The organism is Bradyrhizobium sp. SZCCHNS2022, assembly GCF_032377575.1.
Lineage (GTDB): Bacteria > Pseudomonadota > Alphaproteobacteria > Rhizobiales > Xanthobacteraceae > Bradyrhizobium > Bradyrhizobium aeschynomenes.
This window is the reverse complement of the sequence record NZ_JAUHHZ010000001.1, coordinates 5,588,608-5,604,274: the sequence shown is the minus strand read 5'-3', so window position 1 is coordinate 5,604,274 and position 15,667 is coordinate 5,588,608. Positions and strand designations below refer to the sequence as shown.

Sequence of the window (15,667 nt, the reverse complement as noted above, 5' to 3'; positions counted from 1 at the left end):
TTAGTTAAGCGCTACGTAGAAACACGGAACGCCTGAGCCAAGTCCTGGAAAGATCGGCGTTTTGTGCCGCAGCGTCATTAATGGATCCTCAATTTCGCCCCGAGGACCGGCTGCGCGCATGCTGCGAAAGTCGTAGGCAGGATTGGCCGCCCGCGGGCCCCTTAGCTGGGCGGAACGCGACACTGCATGGTGCAGTGAATACCCGTTGCCAGGAAGGTGGTCTCGGTCTTGCCGTCGAACGACGACAGGGCGGCCTTGAGCAGCTTGGTGCCGAAGCCGGGCTTGCCGACCTGGTTGATCGGCGGGCCCTCGGCCTCGTCCCAGGTCAGCTTGAGCCGGTCGTCCTGCATCGTCCACGACACCTGCAGGAAGCCGCGCGGCGAGGCGAAGGCGCCGTATTTGCCGGCATTGGTGGCGAGCTCGTGAAAGATCAGCGCAAGGCTGACCGCGAGCTTGGCGGGCAAGAACAACGGATCGCCGTTGAGCTCGAAGCGGACATGGCCATACGGCCCGAGCTCCGACATCAGGAGGTCCTTCAGGTCGCAGCCCTGAGCATCCGCCCGCGCGATCAGGTCGTCGGCGGTCGCCAGCGCGCGGATGCGCTGGTCGATCCGGCCCCAGACCTGCGGCTGGTCGTGCAGCACCTGATGCAGCACGGCGTGAATGGTCGAGGTCTTGTTCTTGAGCCGGTGATGCAGCTCGTCGACCAGCAGCTTGCGATACTGCTCCTCCTCGGTCAGGCGCCGTGCAATCTCGCGCTGCTTGGCGGCGAGGCTGCGATAGTGGTTGACGCCCCAGATCACCAGCGCAGCAACGGTCAGGTACATCGCCATCAGGGCCAGCCGTGCCCCATCGGCCGGGCCGCCGCCAAAGTCGAGCATGAGGCCAAGCGCCGCGCCGATGATCGCGGTGGCGAGGCCGACGCCCGATCCGCCCATGGCGGTCGCAAAGAACACCGCGGGCATGTAGGGCGTGAAGAACACGTCCGGCCGCAAATGCGCCATGCCATAGCGGACCGCGGTGGCCGCGATCAGGCACACCGCTGCAAACAGGCAGCTCCATGTCAGCGACGGCTGCTGCTCGCCCCGCCAGACCCGCTTGATGTCGTCGATGAGTCGCGTCATGGACTTTCATGAGCCTCAAACGCGCAACCAAATTAAGGCCGACGTGGCGGTAATTTGTCCAGGCGATGGAGGGAGCTTTGCTTGTGTTGTAATTCCGGAGGCAAGATGATGGTTCCGTGACGGGAACGGGCTGTTCCCGGTTGCGGGATGGATCCGCAAGCAATCAACATCTGCAAGCAATCAACAAGAGGATCACGGGATGGGACGACTGGATGGCAAGGTGGCGGTGATCACTGGCGCGACCAGTGGCATCGGCTTGCGCACCGCGGAGATCTTCGTCGCCGAAGGCGCGAAGGTGATCGCCGCGGGACGCCGCAGCGCCGAGGGTGAGGCGCTGGCAAGCCGGCTTGGTGCCAACTGCATTTTCCGCCAGACGGACGTCACCGTCGACGCGCAGATGCGCGCGCTGATCGATGTCGCCGTCGAGCGCTTCGGCCGGCTCGACTGCCTGTTCAACAATGCCGGTGGTCCGGCACAGACCGGCGGCATCGAAGGCCTCGATGCGGAACGCTTCGACCAGGCCATGGCGGTGCTGGTGCGCAGCGTGATGTTGGGCATGAAATACGCCGCGCCCCACATGAAGAAGCAGGGCGCCGGCAGCATCATCAACAACGGCTCGATCGCCGGCCGGCTCGCCGGCTTCTCCACCTCGCTGGTCTACAGCACGGCGAAGGCCGCGGTGATCCATCTCACCAAATGCGTGGCGATGGAGCTCGGCGAATCCGGGGTGCGCGTCAACTCGATCTCGCCGGGCCTGATCGCCACCGGGATCTTCGGCAAGGCGCTGGGCCTGTCGACCGAGGCCGCCGAGAAGACGCCCGAGACGATCCGCAACGCCTATGCGACCGCCCAGCCGATCCCGCGCGCCGGCCTGCCCGACGACATCGCTCATGCCGCGGTGTTTCTCGCCAGCGACGAGTCCAGCTTCATCAACGGCCACGACCTCGTCATCGACGGCGCCATCACCGGCGGCCGAAACTGGAGCCAGCAGCAGCAAGGCTACGCCGCCATGCGCAAGCTGCTGGGGGATGCGGTGGAGTAGGGCGCTGCCGCTTCGAGCATCGTCTGCTTGTTGACTGTAACGTCGCTCTCTCCACACCGTCATGGCCGGGCCTGTCCCGGCCATCCACGTCGTTCGGCATCCTGAGAAAGACGTGGATGCCCGGGCCAAGCCCGGGCATGACGAGTAACTAATTGACGGTCGTCGGCGTGGCGATGATCTGTCAGCCGCCTCACGTGGCCTCGCCGACCGCGCGACTTCCGGGTCACACCGCCTTCAACTGCACCTTCAGCCCGTCGCGCGGCTTCGGGATCGGCCAGACCTGCCAGTTCGGCTGATAGCCCGGCGCAAACGAGACCTCGATGTTCGACAGGAAATGCCGCGCGAAGCACTTCACCTGCATGTAGGCGAAGTGCAGGCCGAGGCACATATGGGCGCCGCCGCCGAACGGCACCCAGGCAAAGCGGTGACGGCCGCGCTGCGCCTCGTCGGTGAAGCGCATCGGGTCGAACCGCTCCGGCTCCGGCCAGATCTCCGGCATGTGGTGGGTGTACATCGGGTTGATGCCGACGCCGGTGCCGGCGGGGATGGCAAATCCCTTGAAGGTGAAATCCCGGACCGGACGGCGCGGCAGCGACGGCACCGGCGGCATCAGCCGCAACGTCTCCTGAAACGCCATCTCGGTCAGCTTCATCTTCTCCAGGTGCTCCGAGCTCATCGGATCGCCATAAGCGAGGCCGAGGCTCGCGATCTCCTCGCGCAGCTTCTGCTGCCACTGCGGATGCGCGGCGAGCTGGGCGATGAAGGAGGTCAGCGACGAGGTCAGCGTGTCGTGCGCCGCCATCATCAGGAAGCTCATGTGATCGACGATGTCCTGCGTCGACAGCAGCGCGCCCTGGTCGTCGGTGGCGCGGCACAGATGTGAGAACAGATCATCGCCGTCGCCCCTGGCGCGGCGCAGCGGAATCTGCTCCGAGAAGTAGGCGACGATGCGCTGGCGGCCCTTGACGCCCCGCGCCATCTGCGTGCCCGGCAGCGGCTTCCGGATCGGCGCCACGGAGGCAGCGACCATGTCGACGAAGGCGCGGTTGATGGCATCGACCTCCGGCCCGATCTCCGTGCCGAGGAAGGACGTCGCGGCGAGGTCGAGCGTGAGCTGCTTGATCGCGGGATAGAACAGCATCTCGCCGGGGGACTGCTTCCACTGCGCGATGCGCGCGGCGATGCCGCGGTCGAGGCCGGCGAGATAGGACTTCATCGGCCCGGCCTTGAAGGCCACCGACAGCGCCTTGCGGTGCATGCGGTGCTCGTCGAAATCGAGCAGCATCAGGCCGCGCGGGAACAGCAGGTTGAGGATGTGGCCCCAGCCATGCGCTGATGAGAACAGCTTGGCCTGGTCGAACAGCACCAGCTCATTGGCTTCGGGGCCGAGCAGCACGACGTTGACGTGGCCGAACATGTGGGTGCGGTAGACGGGGCCATACTTCCTGGCGTTGCGCTCGACGTGACCCTTGGGGTCGGCGAGGGTCTCGAACGTCTTGCCGATGATCGGCCAGCCTTCGTCGCCCGGAATATGCGTCAGCGAGTTTCGTCGCGGCGATGTCAGGCGGAACGAGGGCGTGGCCACACTTTGCATCGACATGAGGGGGCTCCGGAAGCTGATCGGCAGCGGGGCGCGGCGACGCGCCGGCGCATCATTCAAGGGCGGTTGCGGCCGTCATGCAATACGCTGCGTTATTTCGTCTCGGTGTAGTTGTGCTGCATCGCACGCGTCGGCAATCTCGCGACGCGGTCCTGCGTCCGAGGGATGGAATATTCCGCCCTCCTCCACGCAGAGGGCGCCCTTGCAAAAACGCGAAATTGCGGCGTGCAGTCCTGCCAATCGCGGCGCCCGACGGCGCCATGCCTTCCGACGCGGACATCAGGACCGTCAGCCGGCCGACTTGTTGATCTTCTTCACCTTGGCGTCGGTGGCTTCGATCGAGGCCGCGAGCTCCAGGATCGCTTTGGCCAGAAGGTCGGCGGCCTCCTTGGGATCCTGCGACCGCTCGGCGCGCAGCGCGTAGTTCTTGGCGGAGGAGAGTGACATGGACGACCTTTCCACGGAAAAGCCCGCCGGGTCGAGACGGCGGGCTGCTTGACGCACCACACAGCGAGCGTCCCTTGCAGGCTTGCTCGATCTGAGGTCAGCCTAGCAGCCCAGAGTTAAGAAAAATCGGGGAGATGCCCGAACGTCGATGCCTGCCGCGCGGCCGCCAGTCGCCATGCCTATGACAACTCGCCTCAGGACCAGCTGCGTCTCAGAACTTGTAGGCGAGGCCGACCGTTGCCGTGTGCGTTCGCGTCGTGACATGCGCAGTGAAGCGATCGTCGAAGCCGACGCCCACGCCGCCGGCGACGAAGAACGGCTGGGTCCAGGTGCCGAAATCCGCATAGCGGTAGTCGGCGCGCAGCAGCCAATGGCCGCCGATCATGTGCTCGACGCCGCCGCCGACGGTCCAGCCGACCCGGGTCGAGGCGAAGGTCTCGTTGTGCGGATTGCCGAAGCAGAAGCTATTGCCGGGAACGACGGCGCAGCTGGCGTTGAGCTCAACGCGCTGCCACGCGACGCCGCCGCTGCCATAGAGCAGCGTCGATGGCGTGACCAGATAGCCGAGCCGGGCGCGTAGGCTGCCGTCCCAGGTGGCCTTCACCGAGCCGGCGGGCAGGCCGACCAGCGGCGCGCCGAAGAACAGCCCGGCGATTCCCGGCAGGGGATTCGCCGTCTTGTTGTTGTCGGCCCATCCGAAATCGCCCTCGAGGCCTGCGACCCAGGTCGGGGCGAACTGCCAATTGAGGCCGGCATAGCCGCCGATCCTGGCCGCGACGCTGTCGAGGCTCCCGCCGGTGCCCGCTGTCGGCACGAACACGCCGACGAAGTTCGGGGCGACGTCGCTGGTACGCCAGGCATTGTCGGCCCAGCGGGCGCCGGCCGACACGCCGGCATAGACACCGCTCCAGGTCGGTGCGGCCACCGGGGCCGGCGCCTTGACCGGCAGGTCGGCTGCAGTGGCGGATGCCGTGAGCGCAACGCCCACCAGCGCCGCCGCCATGCCTGTCACCCCGGATCTCGCCATGCTTTGCCTCAGTGCGCGACGTCGTTTCGACGCAATCGCGCAACCATCGCTGCTCACGTTCATCGCGACAATGACATCGTCTCATCGGAGGTCGAAAACCTCGCGGTGTTGCCGGCGGGACACGATGAGGCCGTGGCGATGGTCCCCGGAGCCTCCGGGTCTTTCGCTCGCGCGCGATGGGAGTTCCGTAGATCTACGGGCCGGAATCTTTACTTGGCAGCCATCCGCGGGGTCTACGAACGGCGAGACTTTCGCTCGGGCAACAGGCAACGGGGCACCACCATGAGCAATCAGTTGCTGGTGATCGAGGATGCCGAGGTGCATCTGTCGATTCTGCGCAAGATCGCCGCGCAGTGCGGCTATGAGGCGACCTGCGTGAGCTCGGTCGAGGCCGCCGCCGAGGTGTTGCGCGAGAGGACGTTCGACTGCATCACGCTGGACCTGTCGCTCGGCGACCGCTGCGGCGCGGACGTCCTGCTGCTGCTCAACGAGCTGAAATCGCGCACGCCGGTGATCTTCATCAGCGGCGCCGAGGACGGCACCCGCGAGGAGCACGTCCGGCTCGCCACCGTGCTCGGGCTGGTCGTCTATCCGCAATTCCAGAAGCCCGTCGACCTGCCGGCGCTGCGTGAGACGCTGAAGCAGATCGCGACGCTCGCTGACTGCGAGAGGCTGGTCGCCGCGGTGAGGTGAGGCGGTCGTAGGGCGAATTAGCGCAGCGTAATCCGCCGTCAGGGTACGGCGTAGTGACCTGCCCGCTTAGCATATACCGTGCTCGATCGTGATACCGACGGTGTCGTTCCGGTGCGCCCGAAGGGCGAGCCCGGAACCCATACCCACAGGCCATAGTGTAAGGCAGGCTGGTTGTAGGCACTTTGCCGCCAACCATCTGTTTGTGGCTATGGATTCCGGGCTCGCCATTCGGGCGCCCCGGAATGACGACGGACAGCGGGCAGTGTTTCCGACGCAGTAGTACTAATCCGCCCTGCGCACCGATGTTGATTCACCCCCGCTGCTTCGCTGCCGCCTGCTGCAGGTCCGGCGCGTTGACGGCCGGAATCGCCACGCGGCCCGGGCCGGTCTGCGACAGCGCGGCCGCGGCCTTGTCGTTGTCCATGATCTTGGCCATCACGGCTTGCCCTGCGCGCTCGAAGATGGCGCGATTCTCGATGACGAATGTCTGCGAGCGGCGCAGGCCGTCGATGTAGCCGTTGATCTCCGGCACGACGTAGCGCGCGACCATGTCCCAGCTGCGCCGCGTGTTCTCCGGATTGGCCCAGTCGTGCACGAAGCCGATGATGTGGCCGACGCCGCCGGACACCTGCATCAGGTTCTTGATCGTCTTGACGAGATCGTCGGGCGTGCCGATCGTCGATGCTGCGCCCTCGACGAAGGCGGTCTTGTCGACGGCCTCATCGGGCGACGCGAACGGCTTCAGTCCGGGCCGCATCAGCGTGCCCACGGTGTACTCGTTGTGCCAGCGCATCAGCCCAGGGCCGGCCTCGCGGCGCGCCTGCTCGCGCGTCTCGGCGATGTGCCACGACAGCAGCACGCGCCAGTTGGCGCGGCTCACCGTGGTGCCGTGTGTCTTCGCCGCGTCTTCGGCGAACTCCCATTGCTGCGGCAGCGCCATCAGGCCCTGCGTCGACATCGAGCCGAGCGAGATGATGCCGATGCCGTATTTGCCTGCGAGCGTCATGCCCGACGGCGAGATCTGCGACGCCACGACGAACGGCATCTCCTCCTGCAACGGCAGGATCTGCAGGGCCGCGTCGTTCATCGTGAACCAGTCGCTCTTCGCGGTCACGCGCTCGCCGTTGAACAGCCGCCGGATGATGGCGATCGCCTCGTCCTGGCGATCGCGCTGCGTCATCGGATCGATGCCGAGCGTGTGGGCATCGGAGGCGAGCGCGCCAGGGCCCGAACCGAAGATCGCGCGGCCGCCGGTCATGTGATCGAGCTGCACCATCCGCTGCGCGACGTTGTAGGGATGATGATAGGGCAGCGAGATCACGCCGGTGCCGAGCCGGATGCGCTTGGTGCGCTCGCCGGCGGCGGCGAGAAACATCTCGGGCGAGGCGATCGTCTCCCATCCGCTCGAATGATGCTCGCCGCACCAGAACTCGTCATAGCCGAGCTCGTCGAGCTGCGACACGAGATCGAGGTCGCGGCGGAATTGCAGCATCGGATGCTCGCCGATCGGATGATGCGGAGCGAGGAACGCGCCGAATTTGAGCCGCGCCATGTGTTTTTCTCCCGAATGGAATGTCGTTGTTGCTTATGGGGCAGGCTAGTCGGCGCGTCGTTGGCAGGCAATCATCTTGCTGCTCATACGAGAGCCGTGCATGCCTGCCATTTGTTGTTTACTGATCGGCGATCTCTCCGCACACTCCGACGCGAGATCGCGATTCGCGACGGACCGACAAGTGATGGCGCTTACTTGTGGCCACCGCCTGAAAGCAGTTGCGGGATCGTCCGCGTTCATCCTGCCCGCGATTTCGGCCGTGCCTGGTTCGCGTTTCGGTGATTGCAGCGTGAAGCGCCGCGGCGGCGTGGCATTTTGATCGCAGCAAGACCGAAATTCGCAATCAAATTGCTGACGTCCGCGTTCGCGCGGGCTTTTTCTTTTGCGCTGCAGCAACCATCTGGGTGATGGTGGGTTTGATCCGCGCCGACATGAAGATGTGACTGCCAAGGAGCTGCCGTTGTCCCTCGCTGAAAATGTTGAGTATTTGCGACGGCTGCGCGAGCTGAATGGCATCACCGGATTCGGCGATTTTCACCGCCAGCTGCGGCCCGCCCCGGAATGCCCGCTGGTCGAGGTCGAGAGCTTCGGCAGCAATCCCGGCAAGCTGAAGATGTTCGCTTATGTGCCGGCGCAGCGGCAGCCGCTGTTGCCGCTCGTCGTCGTGCTGCATGGCTGCGGGCAGGGGGCGGCCGAGTATGATCTCGGTGCCGGCTGGTCGACGCTTGCCAAGCATTTCGGCTTTGCGCTGTTGTTTCCGGAGCAGCAGCGCATCAACAATCCGCAGCGCTGCTTCAACTGGTTTCAATCCGAGGATATCACGCGTGGCCAGGGCGAGGTCGCCTCGATTCGCGAGATGATCGCGCGCATGGTCGCCGATTGCGCCATCGACGAGCGGCGCATCTTCGTCACGGGCCTGTCGGCGGGCGGCGCGATGACCATGGCGATGCTGTCGGCGCATCCGGAGCTGTTCGCCGCCGGCGCCGTCATCGCCGGGCTGCCGTTCGGCACCGCGCGCAACATGCGGGATGCGATCCTGCAGATGCGGATGCCGCCGGCGCGGCCCGCCGGCGAGCTCGGCGATCTCGTCCGCCGTGCCTCTCAGCATCGCGGAAGATGGCCGAAGCTCTCGGTGTGGCACGGCACCGCCGACTACACCGTGCATCCGGACAATGCCGGCGAGATCGTCAAGCAATGGCTCGACCTGCATCATCTGCCGCTGGCGCCGATGGCCGCGGGAGAGGTCAACGGCTATCCGCATGAGCAATGGTGGAATGCCGACGGCGAGACCGTCGTCGAATCCTTCACCATCACCAACATGGCGCATGGCACACCGATCGGCGTCGCCGCCAACGACAAGCGCTATGGCAAAGCGGGGCCGTTCCTGCTCGAGGCCGGCATCTCCTCGTCCTATCTGATCGCAAAGTTCTTCGGCGTCACCGACTGGATTCGTCAGCCGAAGCCGGCGGTGACCTCGCCGAGCACGAAGCTCATTCCAGAGGTGTCGCCGATCTCGGCGCTGCCGACCTTGACGAAGATGCTGCGCCGTCCGGAGGTGTCGCCGGCCGTCGTCGAGCCAGCCGAGGCCAAGGTCCCAGCGGCCAAGGCATCGCCGTCTCGCGCCCCGGTGCGAGCCAAGCGGACGCGGCCAGCTGTCGCCGGAGCTGCAAGGCCGAAATCCGAGCCGCAGGCCGCGGCGCCGATGGTCCCGGTGGTCAAGGCCGCGACGCCGGCCGAGGCGCCGGTCGAGGTGAAGCCATTCGTGGCGAAGCCGGTCGTGGGGAAGGCCGTCGACATGACGCCGGCGGATGCTCGGCCTCCGTCCGATCCGAAGCCGGACGCTGTCGTCCCGCCACCCCAGCCGAAGCGTCGGCGGGTCATCGACGTTGCCGCCGTGATCGACCGCGCGCTGCAGGCCGCCGGACTGAAATAGCGCGGAGCCGCGCCTCAGCCTGTCGCCTCGCCGGCCAGGCCCACCGCCCACAGCGCAAAGGCGTAGACGATCGCGACTTCGTCGAGCCGGTTGAAGCGCCCGGAGGCGCCGCCGTGACCCGCGCCCATGTTGGTGCGCAGCATCACCGGACCGCCCGACGTCATCGTCGCGCGCAGCCGCGCGATCCATTTCGCCGGCTCCCAATAGGTGACGCGCGGGTCGGTGAGGCCGGCCATCGCGAGGATCGCGGGATAGGGCTTGGCGGCGACGTTGTCGTAGGGCGAGTAGGACAGGATGGTGCGGAAGTCTGTCTCGCTCTCGATCGGGTTGCCCCATTCGGGCCATTCCGGCGGCGTCAGCGGCAGCGTATCGTCGAGCATCGTGTTGAGCACGTCGACGAACGGCACTTCGGCGACGATGCCGGCAAACAGCTCGCCCGAGCGGTTGGCGACCGCGCCCATCAGCATGCCCCCGGCGCTGCCGCCATGGCCGACGATGCGTTTGGCACTGGTGTAGTTCGCCGCGATCAGCGCGCGTGCACAGGCTGCGAAATCGTCGAAGCTGTTGGTCTTCTTCTCGCGCTTGCCTTGGAGGTACCAGCCCCAGCCCTTGTCGGTGCCGCCGCGGATATGCGCGATGGCATAGACGAAGCCGCGATCGACCAGCGACAGCCGGTTGGCGCTGAACGATGCCGGCATCGCATGGCCGTAGGAGCCGTAGCCGTAGAGCAGCAGCGGCGCGGAGCCGTCGGCCTTGAAGTCGCGCCGGTGCAGCAGCGACACCGGCACCTCGGCGCCGTCATCCGCTTTCGCCATGATGCGCGTGGTGACGTAGTCGGCCGGATTGTGACCCGACGGAATCTCCTGGCGCTTGCGCAAGGTTTTCGCGCGCGTCACCATGTCGTAGTCATAGACCTCCGACGGCGTCGTCATCGACGAATAGGCGAAGCGCAGATTGGTCGTGTCGAATTCATATGACCCCATCGCATCGAGCGAATAGGCGCCTTCGTCGAAGGCAATCGCATGCTCCTCGCCCGATGTGAGATCGCGGATCACGATCGACGGCAGTGCGTTGGCGCGCTCCAGCCGCACCAGATGGCCGGCATAGAGGTCGTGGTCGAGCACATAGATGCCGGCGCGATGCGGGATGAGATCGCGCCAGTTGGCGCGCTCGGGCGAGGCGAGGGGTGCCGTGACGATCTTGAAGTCGATGGCGCCATCGGCATTGGTGAGGATGTAGAGCTCGTCGCCGCGATCGGCGATCGAATATTGCACGCCGGTCTCGCGCGCCGCGACCAGGCGCGGCGGTGCCTCGGGCGCATCGAGATCGATCAGCCGCTGCTCGGAGGTCTCGTGATCGCCGCCGGCGATGACGCAGAACCGGCCGGAGGTCGATTCGTGCACATGCGTGAACCAGCCGGTGTCCTTTTCCTCATACACCAGCACGTCATCGGCCTGCTTGGTGCCAAGCCTGTGGCGCCACACCTGCATCGGGCGGTGATTGTCGTCGAGCTTGACGTAGAAGAAGCTCTTGCAGTCGCGCGACCACACCACGCCGCCGTCGGTCTCCTCGACGAGGTCGGCGAGGTCATCGCCGCCATCCCAGTCGCGGACGCGGATGGTGAAATATTCCGAGCCCTTGGTGTCGGCGCTCCACGCCACGAGCTTGTGGTCGTGCGAATGCCGGCTGCCGCCGAACTTGAAGTAGTCGTGGCCGCGCGCCAGCGCATCGCCGTCGAGCCCGATCGTCTCCGCGCCGCCGTGGCGCGGCGTCCGGCAGAACAGCTCGTGCTGGCCACCCTCGCGGTATTTGCGGAAGTAGGCATAGGGGCCGTCCGGCGACGGCACCGAGGAATCATCCTCCTTGATGCGGCCGCGCATCTCCGCGACGATCTTTTTCTGCAGCGGCGCTGTATGGCCGAGCACGTCCTCGGCATAGCCGTTCTCCGCCTCCAGATAGGCGCGGATATCCGCATCCAGCAGCGACGGATCGTGCAGCACCTCCTGCCAGCGCGCATCCTTCAGCCAGGCATAGTCGTCCTGCACGGTAATGCCGTGACGGATGAAGGTATAGGGTCGGCGCGGCGCCGCCGGCGCCTTGGTGCTCAAGTCGGTCATGTCGTCCTTTACGGGGTCACGCTCTCGCCGAGCCATTGGATCGCGGCATCGAGGCCGCCGCGGCCGTGCGGAATCTTCAACGCCACCAGCGCCATTTCGATCACGCCGAGCGTGCCCAGCACCATCGGGGCGTTGACATGGCCCATATGGGCGATGCGGAACGCCTTGCCGCTGAGATCGCCGATCCCGGTGCCGAGCACGACGCCGCACTGCTCCTTGCAGTAATTCTGCAGCACGGCCGGATCATAGCCGCCGCCGATCAGCACGGTGGTCACCGTGTTGGAGCGCTCGGCGGGCTCTTCGATGTTGAGGCCGATCACCTGGCCCTCGCTCCATTTCGTCACCGCGCGGCGCACCGCCTCGCCGAGCAGCTGGTGGCGGCGGAACGCGTGCGGCAGGCCTTCGGCGAACAGCATGTCCATCGCCTGGCGCAGCGCGAACAGCAGATGCACCGGCGCGGTGCCGCCATATTTGCGATAGTGCTCGGCACCCTCGCGCTCGCTCCAGTCCCAATAGGGCGTGCGCATGTCGGCGCGCTCATGCGCCTTCAAGGCGCGCGCATTGGCGGCGACGAAGCCGAGGCCGGGCGGCGTCATCAGACCCTTCTGCGAGCCGGACATCGCGACGTCGATGCCCCAGGCGTCCATTTCGAACGGCATGCAGCCGAGCGAAGCGACCGTGTCGACCATGTAGAGCGCCGGATGGCCCGACGCCTTGATCGCGCGGCCGATCGCCTCGATGTCGTTGACCACGCCCGACGCCGTATCGATCTGCGCCACCACGATCGCCTTGATCGTGTGCTCCTTGTCGGCGCGCAGCCGGGCCTCGACCTCGGCCGGCCGCACCGCGCGGCGCCAGTCGCCCTTGAGCACCTCGACCTCTGCGCCCATCGCGCGCGCCGCATGGCCCCAGCCGATCGCGAAGCGGCCGCTCTCCAGCACCAGCACCTTGTCGCCGCGCGCCAGCACGTTCGACAGCACGGCCTCCCAGGCGCCGTGGCCGTTGGCGATGTAGATGTAGGTCTTGCCCTTGGTGGCGAACAGGCGGCCGAGATCGGCCATGATGCCGTCGGTCAGCTCCACCATCTGCTTCGAGTAGATGTCGAGCGCCGGGCGGTGCATCGCCTGCAGCACCTCGTCGGGCATCGTGGTGGGCCCCGGGATGGCCAGAAACTCCCGGCCCGCGCGAACGGTCATTGCAATTGTCCTTGGCGATGTGGTCTTGCGATTGGCGTTGGGGTGATGGCGGGGCCCTCGCACGCGATCGGGCCGGGGCCTTTTTACGCGGCGCTGCCGCATAAGAAAAGCCGGAGAAGCCGGGGGGCTGGCATGCCCCGGCCGGCGTGTTCCGTCCTAGCGCCGGGTCTCGCGGCAGCCGGCGGCCTCGGCGTCCTCGACCGAGCAGAACCAGCGTGTGCCCTTGGCGACCCGCATCTTGATCTGGGCGTACCAGCGGCTCTGCGGCGTGTGATAGATGCACTCGCCGGCGCCGTTCACATTGCCCTTGATGGTGCAGTCCGGGGACGGCGCCACCGGGCCCGAGGCCGAGGCGAGCAGGATGGCGCGCGCACCCTCGGGCGGCTTGGTGGCGCCGAGAATGGTGGTCTTCTTGTTGCGCACCCGCCAGTCCCACGGGGCGATGAACGCGCCCTGCCACATGCCGGCCTTGGCGGCACGCGCCTCGGCTTCGTCGGGCTCGTAGTCGCGCGACAGGGTACGATAGGCCAGCGCCCAGCCGCTGCGCACCAGCCATTTCTGGATGTCCTCGCCGTCGACGTTGCAGCGCGCCACCTGGCGGCCGCGGCGGTCGATCGAACGCGGATGACAAGTCCAGCTCCTGCCGTCGGCATGCTTGATCAGCTCGTCGCGCGCCGCCACGCCACAGGTCCAGCGCTCGCCATCCTTGTTGAGGCACAATTGGTCGACCGACGGCGCGTCGATGCCGCCGAGCCGGATGCGGGTGTTGCCGACCATCACGCTGTCGGCCTCGCGGACCTTGGCCGTGCCGGTGATGTCGGCGGCGGATGCGACGGTGGGCAGCAGCAGGAGCAGCGCGAGCAAAGCGGGTTTCATCGGCATGAACGGGCGCGGGTCGTCCTTGAGATGGGCAATGTCCACGATTGTGCGGCGGATCGCCCGGCCGTTCCAGCACGGTGATTGGCTGATTTGCTCAACTTCGCGCGATGGTGAGGGTTGATAAGTTGAGAAAGCGAGCCCGTTAACCACGACAGCGGTGCGCTCCCCTCCCCGCACGGGGGAGGGGAGCCGACCCCCGCTGATGGCTCGGCTCACCGCATCGTCACTCGCCGCGCCAGCGCCAGCCCCATCAGCACGAAGGCCGAGGTCACCTCCGGTCCGCCGACGAGAATCCGCGTCGGGGTCTTCATCTTGTTCCACTCATAGGCGCGGTACGGGTGCCGCCGGCCGCCTTCGCCGAATGACGTCACGATGCAATGCACCGCCGGCGCGAAGCTTGCTGCATTGCCGCCGAGATGGCCGAGCGCGATCAGCGCCAGCGCGGCGTCGAACGGGTTCATCTCGCGGCCGACCAGCTCGTCCTCGACATAGGCGAGAACACGCAGCCGGATCAGCTCGAACGCGCCGTCGGGATCGATCGCCTGCCGCGCCGCCGGCGGCAGCGCCATGAAGGCGTGATAGCAGCGGCCGAAATAGGCGCAGTACAGCTCCGGCAGATAATAGATGTGCGCGCGCGGATCGGCGAAGGCGCCGCTCAGGACCAGCCGCTGCTGGAAGCCCACGATCCGCCTGATGAAGGCGAGTCGCGCCTCGGTCTCCAGGATCTGCCAGCGCGTCAGATTCCGGAACGACACTTCGAGCACGTCGAGATTCAAGGTCGGATCGAGGTCGTTGCCATAGGGCCGCTCGCCGGCCATGCTGTCGATCCAGGTGGCGACGCCGCCCTCGTAGTCGATGTTGTCGTTGATCGGCACCGTCACCCGCGGCTCGTTGCCGCCGGCGCGGACCTGATAGCCGGCATAGAAATCGACCAGCGGCTGGTGGAGGATCGGATCGTTGGAGCCGGCCTGGGTCGCCGCCGAGAACGAGCACGCCGTGGTGTCGCAATCCGGCACGTAGACGCCGAAGCCGAGGTCCTGCTTGATCTGGGTGAAGAAGCGCGAGAACCGCGGATGCGGCGGCGGCGCCAGCGCGGTGACGACATGATAGCTCTTGCCGTCGGCGCCGCGCACCTCCTCCCGGCTGGTCTCGAGGCAGAACTCGACCATGGCGGCGATGGCGGCGCGCGCCGCGCCGGTCTGCGCGGACGAGGCAAGGCCTGTTTCCAGATAGCTCAGCAGCGCCTCGGTAAAGAACGCGTCATAATAGGCCGAGCGGTGGCGAATCTGCACCGGCTCCCACATCGGCTCGGCGATGCCGCGCCACGGCGGATTGATCACGGCCGCCGCGGGCGAGCGGGCGATGAACACGCGGGCGAGGTTGAACATCAAGGTCGAGTTCTTGTAGCCGCGGGCGTCGAGACCCTGCAGCGCCATCAGGACCTCGCGCCCCCTGATGTCGGGATCGCCGATCAGGTTGAAGGCGGCGTAGGTCGGGATGAAGCCGTTACGGCCGTAGGAGCCGAGCAGATCGGCGCCACAGGCGCGGATCACGCGGTCGATCTCGGCGGCAGGCGGCATCGCCGCCGACGCGGTCCGGCGCGGCGGGGCCGGGTGCTGCAAGCTGATGCCGTCGACCAGCTCGGCGATCGGGCCGCCCACGATCGCCCAGTCCGGCGTCGGATTGTCGCGGGCGAGAACCAGCGCCTGGCGCAGCGCATTGAGCCGCGCGGAATCGTTCAGCTCGGGCAGGCCGGCGCGGCGCAGCAGCGTGCGCAGCGCGGGATTGCCGAGCGCGGTCCGGTAGAATTTCGACAGATGCGGGTCGCCGCTGCCGGGCTGGCGCAGGATGGGATCGCAGACCTCGTACAGCGAGGGGCCATCCTTCCGGGCCGTAAGCGCGCGACAGGCGGCTCCGGCGAAATATTGCAAACTCAACGGCGGGACTCGCGGGTTGTCGGGGGCGGGACGGTCGGCATGCACGGCAACGGCGCCCGGCCAACGGCTCGTCACGCGCATACATGGTTCAAACTGACACGCTGGACGGTCAAAGACAAC

At 66.7% G+C, this 15,667-nt stretch carries 12 protein-coding genes; 3 read left to right on the top strand and 9 right to left on the bottom strand.

Annotation, left to right across the window (positions count from 1 at the left end):
- Window positions 1-161: 161 nt before the first annotated feature.
- Window positions 162-1,124, bottom strand: coding sequence for a sensor histidine kinase (locus tag QXZ94_RS25005; protein ID WP_172132443.1), 963 nt, complete (start codon window positions 1,122-1,124; stop codon window positions 162-164).
- A gap of 199 nt (window positions 1,125-1,323) precedes the next feature.
- Here QXZ94_RS25005 and QXZ94_RS25000 point away from each other — a divergent pair, with 199 nt between their 5' ends.
- A complete protein-coding gene (locus QXZ94_RS25000) occupies window positions 1,324-2,166 on the top strand; it encodes a glucose 1-dehydrogenase (protein WP_315722858.1) in 843 nt (280 codons plus the stop codon).
- Window positions 2,167-2,389: 223 nt separating this feature from the next.
- Here QXZ94_RS25000 and QXZ94_RS24995 read toward each other — a convergent pair whose 3' ends face one another.
- The 3 genes from QXZ94_RS24995 to QXZ94_RS24985 form a co-directional block, all read right to left on the bottom strand.
- Entirely contained in the window at window positions 2,390-3,766 is a 1,377-nt protein-coding gene (locus QXZ94_RS24995) for a cytochrome P450 (protein ID WP_315722856.1), read from the bottom strand.
- A 288-nt stretch (window positions 3,767-4,054) separates the two neighbouring features.
- Entirely contained in the window at window positions 4,055-4,213 is a 159-nt protein-coding gene (locus QXZ94_RS24990) for a hypothetical protein (protein ID WP_011923716.1), read from the bottom strand.
- 211 nt (window positions 4,214-4,424) lie between these two features.
- The gene (locus QXZ94_RS24985) at window positions 4,425-5,240 is read right to left on the bottom strand and encodes an outer membrane protein (RefSeq protein ID WP_315722852.1); all 816 of its coding nucleotides are present in this window, start codon (window positions 5,238-5,240) and stop codon (window positions 4,425-4,427) included.
- Window positions 5,241-5,522: 282 nt separating this feature from the next.
- On the opposite strand from QXZ94_RS24985, the gene QXZ94_RS24980 reads away from it, so the two are divergent.
- The gene (locus QXZ94_RS24980) at window positions 5,523-5,933 is read left to right on the top strand and encodes a response regulator (protein WP_172132441.1); all 411 of its coding nucleotides are present in this window, start codon (window positions 5,523-5,525) and stop codon (window positions 5,931-5,933) included.
- A gap of 310 nt (window positions 5,934-6,243) precedes the next feature.
- On the opposite strand, the gene QXZ94_RS24975 is transcribed toward QXZ94_RS24980, so the two are convergent.
- Window positions 6,244-7,485 carry an LLM class flavin-dependent oxidoreductase gene (locus QXZ94_RS24975; RefSeq protein WP_315722849.1) on the bottom strand — a complete coding sequence of 414 codons (1,242 nt, stop codon included), beginning with the start codon at window positions 7,483-7,485 and terminating at the stop codon, window positions 6,244-6,246.
- Window positions 7,486-7,945: 460 nt separating this feature from the next.
- On the opposite strand from QXZ94_RS24975, the gene QXZ94_RS24970 reads away from it, so the two are divergent.
- On the top strand, window positions 7,946-9,418 hold the full coding sequence (locus QXZ94_RS24970; RefSeq protein WP_315722847.1) for a PHB depolymerase family esterase: 1,473 nt from the start codon (window positions 7,946-7,948) through the stop codon (window positions 9,416-9,418).
- Window positions 9,419-9,432: 14 nt separating this feature from the next.
- Here QXZ94_RS24970 and QXZ94_RS24965 read toward each other — a convergent pair whose 3' ends face one another.
- From QXZ94_RS24965 to QXZ94_RS24950, 4 genes are all read right to left on the bottom strand, one after another.
- Window positions 9,433-11,535: a S9 family peptidase gene (locus tag QXZ94_RS24965; RefSeq protein ID WP_315722845.1), complete on the bottom strand. Its 2,103-nt coding sequence runs from the start codon at window positions 11,533-11,535 to the stop codon at window positions 9,433-9,435.
- 8 nt (window positions 11,536-11,543) lie between these two features.
- The gene (locus QXZ94_RS24960; RefSeq protein ID WP_315722843.1) at window positions 11,544-12,731 is read right to left on the bottom strand and encodes a pyridoxal-phosphate-dependent aminotransferase family protein; all 1,188 of its coding nucleotides are present in this window, start codon (window positions 12,729-12,731) and stop codon (window positions 11,544-11,546) included.
- Between the two features lie 156 nt (window positions 12,732-12,887).
- A complete protein-coding gene (locus tag QXZ94_RS24955; protein ID WP_315722841.1) occupies window positions 12,888-13,613 on the bottom strand; it encodes a thermonuclease family protein in 726 nt (241 codons plus the stop codon).
- 209 nt (window positions 13,614-13,822) lie between these two features.
- Entirely contained in the window at window positions 13,823-15,547 is a 1,725-nt protein-coding gene (locus QXZ94_RS24950; RefSeq protein ID WP_315726520.1) for a hypothetical protein, read from the bottom strand.
- Between the last annotated feature and the right edge of the window lie 120 nt (window positions 15,548-15,667).